Raw genomic sequence first — 7,922 nt, 5'->3', positions numbered from 1 at the left:
AACCCCCACCGCAGAATACCCCCCTGTGCGAGGTACCCAGTGGACCAAAACTCCGGCACGCGGGCCCGTCCCCCCGGCCCCCGCCCCTCGTGGGGGCCGGCGGCACCCCTTCCGGTGACCGTCCACTCATCCGAGAAAGAGACACCCGTGACCCCGCCCGTGACGACCAGCGCACCGATCACACCCCTGACGCCGACCCTGCAGCGCGTCGCCCAGCACCTCGCTGACGACCTCACCCCCCGAGAAATCGCCACGAGGACCGGGCTGTCGGCCGTTACCGTCGGCCAGTACGTCCGCGACATCCGGGAGAGCCTCCACTGCCCGCCCCGCTGCAAGCCCCCGGTGATCGTGCACCGCCTGTTCGCTGCCCAGCAGGTCGCCCCACCCACAACGGACAGGCCAGCGCCCAAGCTCAGCCCGGAGCAGCAACTGCTGCTGCAGGCCGTCGCTGAGCACAGCAATCCCCACGACATCGCAGTCGCCGCCAAGATCGCCCCCGCCGATGTCCGAGCGGCACACGACGAACTGCTCGACAAGACCGGGGCGGCCAACACCACCCAGCTCGTCGTCCTTGCCCACGCGTGGGGCCTACTGGGCACCAGGCCAGCCGCCACGACGGAGAGCGGAGCGAGCCAGTGAACGCGTCACCCGTTTCTGTGGCCACCAAGCCATTCCCCGCCTCCCCGCACCGGCGCGCGACAGCGTTACCGGCCGTGTACGAGATGCGGACACTGTGCACCGACGCCGAACGAGACGAGGCCGCCGCACTCGTCCAGGACCGTCAACGCTGGCTCACCATGCGCGGCATGCCTGTACCCGCCCGAGCCGACATCCCGGCTCTGTTCCGCGACCCGCAGGCCAAGCCGGCCGGACTGTTCGAGGACGGGCTGCTGCTGGCCTGCATGATCCCGCAGCGCGGGCCCCACCTCCGATGGGGCGAGGGCCCGTGCCTCTTCCTGGGCTGCGTCCACACCCTGCCCGACCGCTCCGACGACACCGTCCGGCTGATCACTCTGTGGGTCTCCGACTTCGCCGCCCGGCTCGGCGTACCGCTCGTGCGGGCCGAGGTCTTGGCCCGCCATCCTCTCGACGTTGATCCGATCGCCACATTCCTTCATCGGCTCACCGACATGGGCTGGGACCTGCGAGGATCCGGCACCGGGCAGCACGATGAGCGAGTCGCTCGCCTCGAACTCACCGCAGAGCGCCGGCCTGGGCTGAGCGCGCTCATCGGCTGCCGGGTCCACGAGCCGCGTTCCGCCGCAGACCAGCGGGGCATCGCGTGAGGACCGCCGAACCGCTACGGCCGGACCTCGCCCGCGAACTCCTCGTCCGAGCCGCACAGTCGGCAGCGCGCCGGGCCAAGCGCGTGCGCAATTACCTCGACGCCGTCCAACTCGGCCAGGACCGTCACGCCGACCACGCCGACACCAAAGTGCTGCGCCGCATCCTGGCCGAACACGACTGGCCCGGCCACCGCCTCGTCGGCCCCGAGGCGGCACGTGCCGCCTGGAGCATCGCTCTTCACGCCGACGGCGAGCCCGACTTCCAACGGGCGGCCACCACCCTTCTGAAGCGCGCAGTCCAGGACGACGACGCGCGCATCCCGCACTGGGCCCACCTTCACGACCGTGCCCTGCACCGGAGTCCCTGGACCAGCGAAGGGCCGCCGTCGGGCTGCCGCCGATCGCCGTCGCCCTGGAGAAGGTGCGGCGCCGGTACGCCCCGGATCGCCATGCCGGCGACTCCCCGACCGTCGTGCTCGCGGGGGCCGCATGACGCGGCGGACCCCACAGGCTCCGCAGACCCAACGCTCGTCCGCAGACCCCTTACCTGAAAGGACCGTTGAAGTATGAAGCTCACTACCGCCGTCCTCGCTGCCGGCGCCGCCGTCTCCCTCACCACCGCCGTGGTCGGAGCCGCCCGGCTCAGGCAGGACGCGCGGCACCAGGCCGAGCGAAACGAAGTGGCCGTCGCGCGGAACCAGCTCGACTGGCTGACGCAGATGTCCACCAACCCCGCCCTCGCCAAGCTCTGGACGCCCGAGGACATCGACGTCGAGGAGTACATGCAGCTGCTCCATGCCAACCAGCAGATCTGCACCCTCAGCCTGCGTGACCGGCTGGGCTTCGTTCGCCACGGACAACTGCCCTTCTACGCCTCGATGCTCATGAACAGCGACGTCTGCAGGCGGTACTGGGCCCGTTTCGGAGACCTCCGCGCCCAGGAGGCCGAGGGCGACGAGCGCGCCGAGCACTTCACCGAGGTCCTGGACAGGGCTGCGAAGACCCACTCGCGGGCGCAGCCCGCAGCAGCCTGACGACACGGCTCACACCGACTCCCAGACGTCCTGGACCAGGCGACACCGTCAGCCGCCACCGTCTGGCACCAAGTTCCGGGTCCCGACCGGGGCCCGGCATTCCGCACCACTCATCGCCACTAGGAGGCAAGCATGACCGCAGTGCAGACGGAGAGGCCGACCGCCCCCGCGCAGCCGGACCTCGCAACCACCGACGAGACCGACCCGTTCGGACTCGACATCACCTTCATCGAGGGCACGCCGGCGACCGAGACGGTCCTGATGTGCAGCACGGGCGACACCTGCGGCAGCTCCTGCCCCAGCGCCTGCACCACCTCGTAAGCCGGTCCGATCCGGCAGCGCGGGCCGGGCGGGGCTTCCCGTCCGGCCCGCATCCCGCCCCGTCACGAAGGAAGAAGGGAGAGCGGTGATGACACGGGTACGTCCCAGCCTGTACCAGGGCGCGGGGCAGGCGATGCTGCGCGCCGCGGTGCACGTCACCGAGCCCGCCATGCCGCCCTGGCCGGCATCCACGGCACCGCTGGAACCGTGGCGTGCGTGGCTGAGCAGCGTCTGGTCCGACGATGCCTTTCGGCAGACAGTGACCGACGCCAGCCCCGACCTCGCCGGACAGGTGCAGGCCATCATCGACGGCCGCACGCCGAAGCCGCGCCGGGTTCGCCGTGCTGCTCTGGCCACGGCCCGCTACGCGATCCGGTACGCACACCGCTCCACCCCCTACGGCCTGTTCGCCGGCGTCGCCCTGCTCGGCTTCGACCAGTCGACATCCGTGCGCTTCGGAGAAGCCCACCAGGCCGTCGTGCGCCCCGATCCGGCCGGTCTCGACGAAATGCTCAGCGCCTGGGAGAGCGACAGCACTCGCATGGCCGACACGGCGGTCTGCGTCAACACGCTGGCCCGGCAGCGTAACGAGCACATCCACGTGCCGTCCGAGGGCGACGCCGAGTTCCGCCTCGCCCTGAACCCTGCGCTGTGCCTCGTGCTCAACCTGGCCCGCTCCCCGATCGAATATCGCCAGCTGGCCGACAAACTCGCCGCGGAGTACCCGGCTGTGAGCGACGCAGCGCGCCACCGGCTCCTGGGCGAACTGCTGCGGGTACGGCTGTTGCGCTCCTCGCTGCGCGCGCCAGCCACCGACGTCGACCCCTCAGGCGCCCTACCGCACGCGGTCCGCGCCCAGGCAGACCGGCTGCGGCCAGCATGCGACCTGCGGCTGGATGCCGACGTGCGGCTGCCCGAACAAGTGCTGACCGAGGCAGGGACGACAGCGACCGTGCTGGCCCGCCTGGCCACTCATCCGAACGGGACACCGACCTGGCGTCGGTGGATCGAGCAATTCACCGAGCGCTACGGCGAGAACGTCCCCGTTCCGGTGGAGGTGGCCACGGACTCCGACCGGGGCGTGGGCTTTCCGGAAGGGTTCGTCACCGTGAGCGAACCGCCCCGGCCGATGTCCCGGCGCGACCGCCTGCTGCTGGAGCTGGCCGGCACCGCCGCCGCCGAGGGCAGGCGCACGGTGGCCCTGACGGGCGCGATGATCGAGGAGCTGGAAGCGGCAGCCGGCGAGAAGCCACACCATCCGGCGCCCCATCTCGAACTGGCCGCTCAAGTGCACGCCTCCTCCGTCCAGGCCCTCGACCGGGGGGACTTCCGGCTGCGGGTCCTGACCGTCTCCCGCTCGGCCGGTTCGATGACCGGACGGTTCTGGCACCTCTTCCCCGGCACCGAGGCAACGTACGCACACCTGCCCACCATCGATGCGGAGGCGGAGCTGGCACAGCTGTCCTTCCACGCAGGACGTGTGCCGGCTGACCTGCTCACCCGCGCGCCCCAGGCCCTGCCCCGCGTCGTCAGCGTCGGCGAATTCCGCCGCCCCGCCCCGCACGTCCTCTTCCCCCGCGCCCTGTCGGTCACCGTCGCCGACGGCCGCCCCCAGCTGGTGGAGTCCGCGACGGGCAAGCCGCTGGAGCTGCTGGCCCCCACCGCCATCAACTTCTTGTGGAACAACTACACCCCGCCGATGGCCCGCTTCCTCGGCGAGATCAGCCGGGCCGCATCCCCGCAGGTGACCTGGTTCGACTGGGGCGCCGCCTGGACCCTGCCCTTCACCCCGGCCCTCACCTACCGACGCACCATCCTCACCGCCGCCCGGTGGAAGATCCGCAGCCGCACACTGCCCGCCCGCACCGCACCACTCCAGCAGTGGGCAGACCAACTCCACGCCTGGCGTGCCCGGTTCCGGGTGCCGGAGCGGGTCCTGCTCGCCGAGGACGACCAGCAGCTGCCCCTCGTCCTCACCCGCGACGTCGACCTGGACCTCCTGCGAGCGCACCTGGACGCCAGCCCCTTCGGCATCGCCACCCTGCACGACGCGCCCCCGCCGGACGCCGACGGGTGGATCGGCGGCCGGGCCCACAGCATCGTCGTCCCCCTGGCCAGGCGCTCATGACCGCGACGACCGTGCCCCGTACGCAGGACCTGTCCGAAGGCGCCCTGGGGATGGCCCTTCTCGACATCGAGCGCCGTGACCTGGCCACCGCCCGCCGCCACCTCGCCCAGGCCACCGTCCGAGGGGTGAGCGCCGGCAGCAATGCCAGCCTCTTCCATGGCGCACCCGCCCTGGAGTTCGTCCTCGCCCGCGCCCACGGGGCCGGCGACGACGTCCGCGCGGCCGTCGACCGCGTCGTGGACGCCCGGCTCGCCGCCGCCCACCGCCGTCAGGCGGCCGGCGCGCTGCCCCACCTCGCCGAATGGGACCTCATCCGCGGCCTGACCGGACTCGCCGCACTGCTGCTGTCCCGCCGCCCGATCGCGCCCCGGCTGTCCGACGTGCTCGCCTGCCTCGTCGCGCTCGCCCACCCCGCCCGCAGTGAAGGCCGGATCCTGCCCGGGTGGTGGTCGCCGGTCGGCCCCGACGGGAAGACGATGGCCGGCGGCCACAGCAACAACGGCATGGCCCACGGCATCGCGGGGCCACTGGCCGTGCTCTCCCTCGCCCAGCGCGCCGAAGTCAGCGTCCCCGGGCAGGAGGAGGCCGTCGGCACATTTGCCACCTGGCTCGACCGGCACGGCGCCCACTACTGGTCCACCGCAGCACACCTGGAGGCTGACCAGCCGCCCGCAGCGGAACCGGCCCGCCAGTCCTGGTGCTACGGCCAGCCCGGCATCGCCCGCGCCCAGCAGCTCGCCGCGCTCGCCCTCGGCGACACCGCCCGGCGCCAAGCGGCCGAGGACATCGTCGAGACCATCCTGACCGACCCGCTGCGGCTCGCCCGCATCACCGACTCGACCCTCTGCCACGGCTGGGCCGGCCTGCTGACCCTCACCCGCGCGGTCGCCGCCGACAGCCCCGCACCCGCACGCTTCACCCCGATCGTCCAGGACCTGCACCGACGGCTGGCCGCCGACTGGGAACGCCTGCCCAAAACCGGATTCATGGAAGGCCGCGCCGGAGCCCAACTCGCCCTGAACGCCACCGACACCACCGGCTGGACCCGCGTCCTCCTGCTCGCCTGATCCTCTCCCCGCCGCCTCGCAAGGAGTTTTCTGCCCATGACCTTCGACGACGAGAACCTGCCGATCCCCCCGGACACGTCCTGGTGGCACGCCTCCGTGGCCTTCCCCCACCAGCACGCGGACGCCGCCCGGGCCCTGGCGACCGCGCTGTCCGGGCGCCGCTTCCACTTCCTGCGCAAGGACGCCGGCGTGCGCCTGCGCACCGAACAGCCCGCCACCGGCCTGCTGGACCAGCTCGTCGCCGACCGCGTGCTCACCGGCTGGACGGGCGGGATCTACGAGCCGGAGACCCATGCCTTCGGCGGCCCCGAGGGCATGGAGGTCGCGCACGACGTGTTCTGCGCCGACAGCCCGGCCGCGCTCGCCCAGACTGGCACCCCCGGCGCCCGCGAGCGCAGCGTGATGCTCCTGTCCGCCATGATCCGCGAGGCGGGACTGGACCCGTTCGAAGCCGGAGATGCATGGGCCCGGTGGGCTGCCCTGCGGCCCCCCGTCACCCCGCCCCAGGGGCCCGCGCTGGAGAGAGCCGTCTCCGCGATGCGGCGGCTGATGAACGCGGACGCTTCCCTGCGCCCAGACGCGGAAGCGGGCTGGGTCGAGCGCGTCGCCGCGTTTGAGGACGCCGGCCGCCGCTTGCGCCGGCTCGCCGCTGACGGCCGACTGATACGCGGAATCCGGGGCGTCATCGCCCATCACGCGATCTTCGCGTTCAACCGCGCAGGCGTGCCTGCCGAAGCGCAGGCCGCCACCGCGTGGCTCGGCCGTCACGTCGCCTTCTCCACCGGAGAAGGAGCTGACGTGTCCACCCGCAAGTCCGCCCCGGCGGACCCTAGCCTCCCTCGAATGGAGACCACCATGACACCCGTCACCGACCCCAACCAGCTGCGCGAATCCCTCGCCCAGCGGCTCGTCGACAGCGGCCACCTGCGCAGTAAGGAGGCCATCGACGCCTTCCGCACCACCGACCGGCACGCCTTCCTGCCCGGCGTCGACCTGGAGAGCGCGTACAAGGAGGACGCGGTCCCGATCAAGCACGACGAGCACGGGGAGATGATCTCCTGCATCTCCGCGCCGTCCATCGTCGCCACCCAGCTCGAACAGCTCGGCACCCAGCCCGGCCACAAGGTCCTGGAAGCCGGAGCCGCCACCGGCTACAACGCCGCCCTCCTCGGTAAGATCGTCTCCCCCGGTGGGCAGGTGTGGACCCTCGACGTCGACCAGGACCTCGTCGCCGGCGCGAGCCAGCACCTCGCCGAGGCAGGCGTCGACAACGCCACCGCGGTGATGGCCGACGGCGCGGCCGGGCTGCCCGAGCACGCCCCCTACGACCGGATCATCTTCACCGTCGGCGCCGGCGACGTCCCCCTGAAGATCCTCGACCAGCTCGCCCCCGGCGGGCGCCTGGTCCTGCCGATGCGCATCCGCGGCAGCATCTCCCGCTCCTTCGCCTTCGAACGCGACGGCGACACGTGGAAGACCGTCTCCTGCGAGATGGCCACCTTCATCCCCCTGCGCAAGGGCGTCTGCGACGACGTGTACACCCTCGTGCCGATGGCCGGCGAGGGCAACGTGCGCCTGGAGACGTTCAGCGAGCAGGACGTCGACCGCGAGGCGCTGCGCTCCGTTCTCGACCAGCAGCAGACCAAGCTCTACACCGGGGTGAAGTTCCGGCAGGGCTCGGCGTGGGAGTGGCTGTACCTGTACCTGGCCTGCGTGCTGCCCAACGGCCTCTCCCGCCTGCCGGGCCAGCGCCCCGGATTCACCCCGCACTTCGGGTGGGGCTCCATGGCCGCCCTCGACGCCGGGTCGCTCGCGTACCTGACCATCCGCGAGGGCGAGGACGACAAGGGCCGGTACTGGGAGGTCGGCGTGATCGGCCACGGCGAGGGCGGCGCCAGCCTCGCCGAGCGCGTCGTGAGCGAGATCCGCGCCTGGGACGCGACCGGCGGCAACGACGCCCCCGAGCCGGGCTTTCGGATGGCCGTCGCGGACTCGCGTGACCGGCTGACGGCGGACGACGCCCGCTTCGTCGTCGACAAGCCCTACAGCCGACTGGTCGTCGACTGGGCGCGCAAGGGCTGAGCCG

Annotated in this window: 7 protein-coding genes and 1 pseudogene; all 8 read left to right on the top strand. The window is 72.1% G+C overall.

Features of this window, described 5'->3' with window-relative positions; all coding sequences use genetic code 11:
- Positions 1–147 precede the first annotated feature (147 nt).
- The 8 genes and pseudogenes from ACZ7EG_RS38050 (at position 148) to fxlM (ending at position 7,918) form a co-directional block, all read left to right on the top strand.
- Entirely contained in the window at positions 148–639 is a 492-nt protein-coding gene (locus tag ACZ7EG_RS38050; protein WP_471089093.1) for a DNA-binding protein, read from the top strand.
- A 74-nt stretch (positions 640–713) separates the two neighbouring features.
- Positions 714–1,286, top strand: a complete 573-nt coding sequence (locus ACZ7EG_RS38045; protein WP_471089120.1) for a hypothetical protein — start codon at positions 714–716, stop codon at positions 1,284–1,286.
- A pseudogene (locus ACZ7EG_RS38040) lies at positions 1,283–1,779 on the top strand (DUF6624 domain-containing protein). Before ACZ7EG_RS38045 ends, ACZ7EG_RS38040 begins: the two are co-directional and overlap by 4 nt.
- 73 nt (positions 1,780–1,852) lie before the next feature.
- Positions 1,853–2,320 (top strand): DUF6082 family protein, encoded by a 468-nt coding sequence (locus ACZ7EG_RS38035; protein ID WP_471089091.1) that lies wholly within the window; start codon positions 1,853–1,855, stop codon positions 2,318–2,320.
- Between the two features lie 132 nt (positions 2,321–2,452).
- Entirely contained in the window at positions 2,453–2,641 is a 189-nt protein-coding gene (locus ACZ7EG_RS38030) for an FxLD family lanthipeptide (RefSeq protein WP_175435679.1), read from the top strand.
- A gap of 88 nt (positions 2,642–2,729) precedes the next feature.
- Positions 2,730–4,769 (top strand): lantibiotic dehydratase family protein, encoded by a 2,040-nt coding sequence (locus ACZ7EG_RS38025; RefSeq protein WP_471089089.1) that lies wholly within the window; start codon positions 2,730–2,732, stop codon positions 4,767–4,769.
- A complete protein-coding gene (locus ACZ7EG_RS38020; RefSeq protein ID WP_471089087.1) occupies positions 4,766–5,836 on the top strand; it encodes a lanthionine synthetase LanC family protein in 1,071 nt (356 codons plus the stop codon). The genes ACZ7EG_RS38025 and ACZ7EG_RS38020 overlap by 4 nt, the downstream gene beginning before the upstream one ends.
- 36 nt (positions 5,837–5,872) lie before the next feature.
- Complete coding sequence (fxlM, locus tag ACZ7EG_RS38015) at positions 5,873–7,918, top strand: methyltransferase, FxLD system (protein ID WP_471089085.1); 2,046 nt, start codon at positions 5,873–5,875, stop codon at positions 7,916–7,918.
- Positions 7,919–7,922: the final 4 nt, after the last annotated feature.

Source organism: Streptomyces sp. NPDC037100, assembly GCF_055606225.1.
This window is presented reverse-complemented; position numbering and strand designations above follow the sequence as displayed.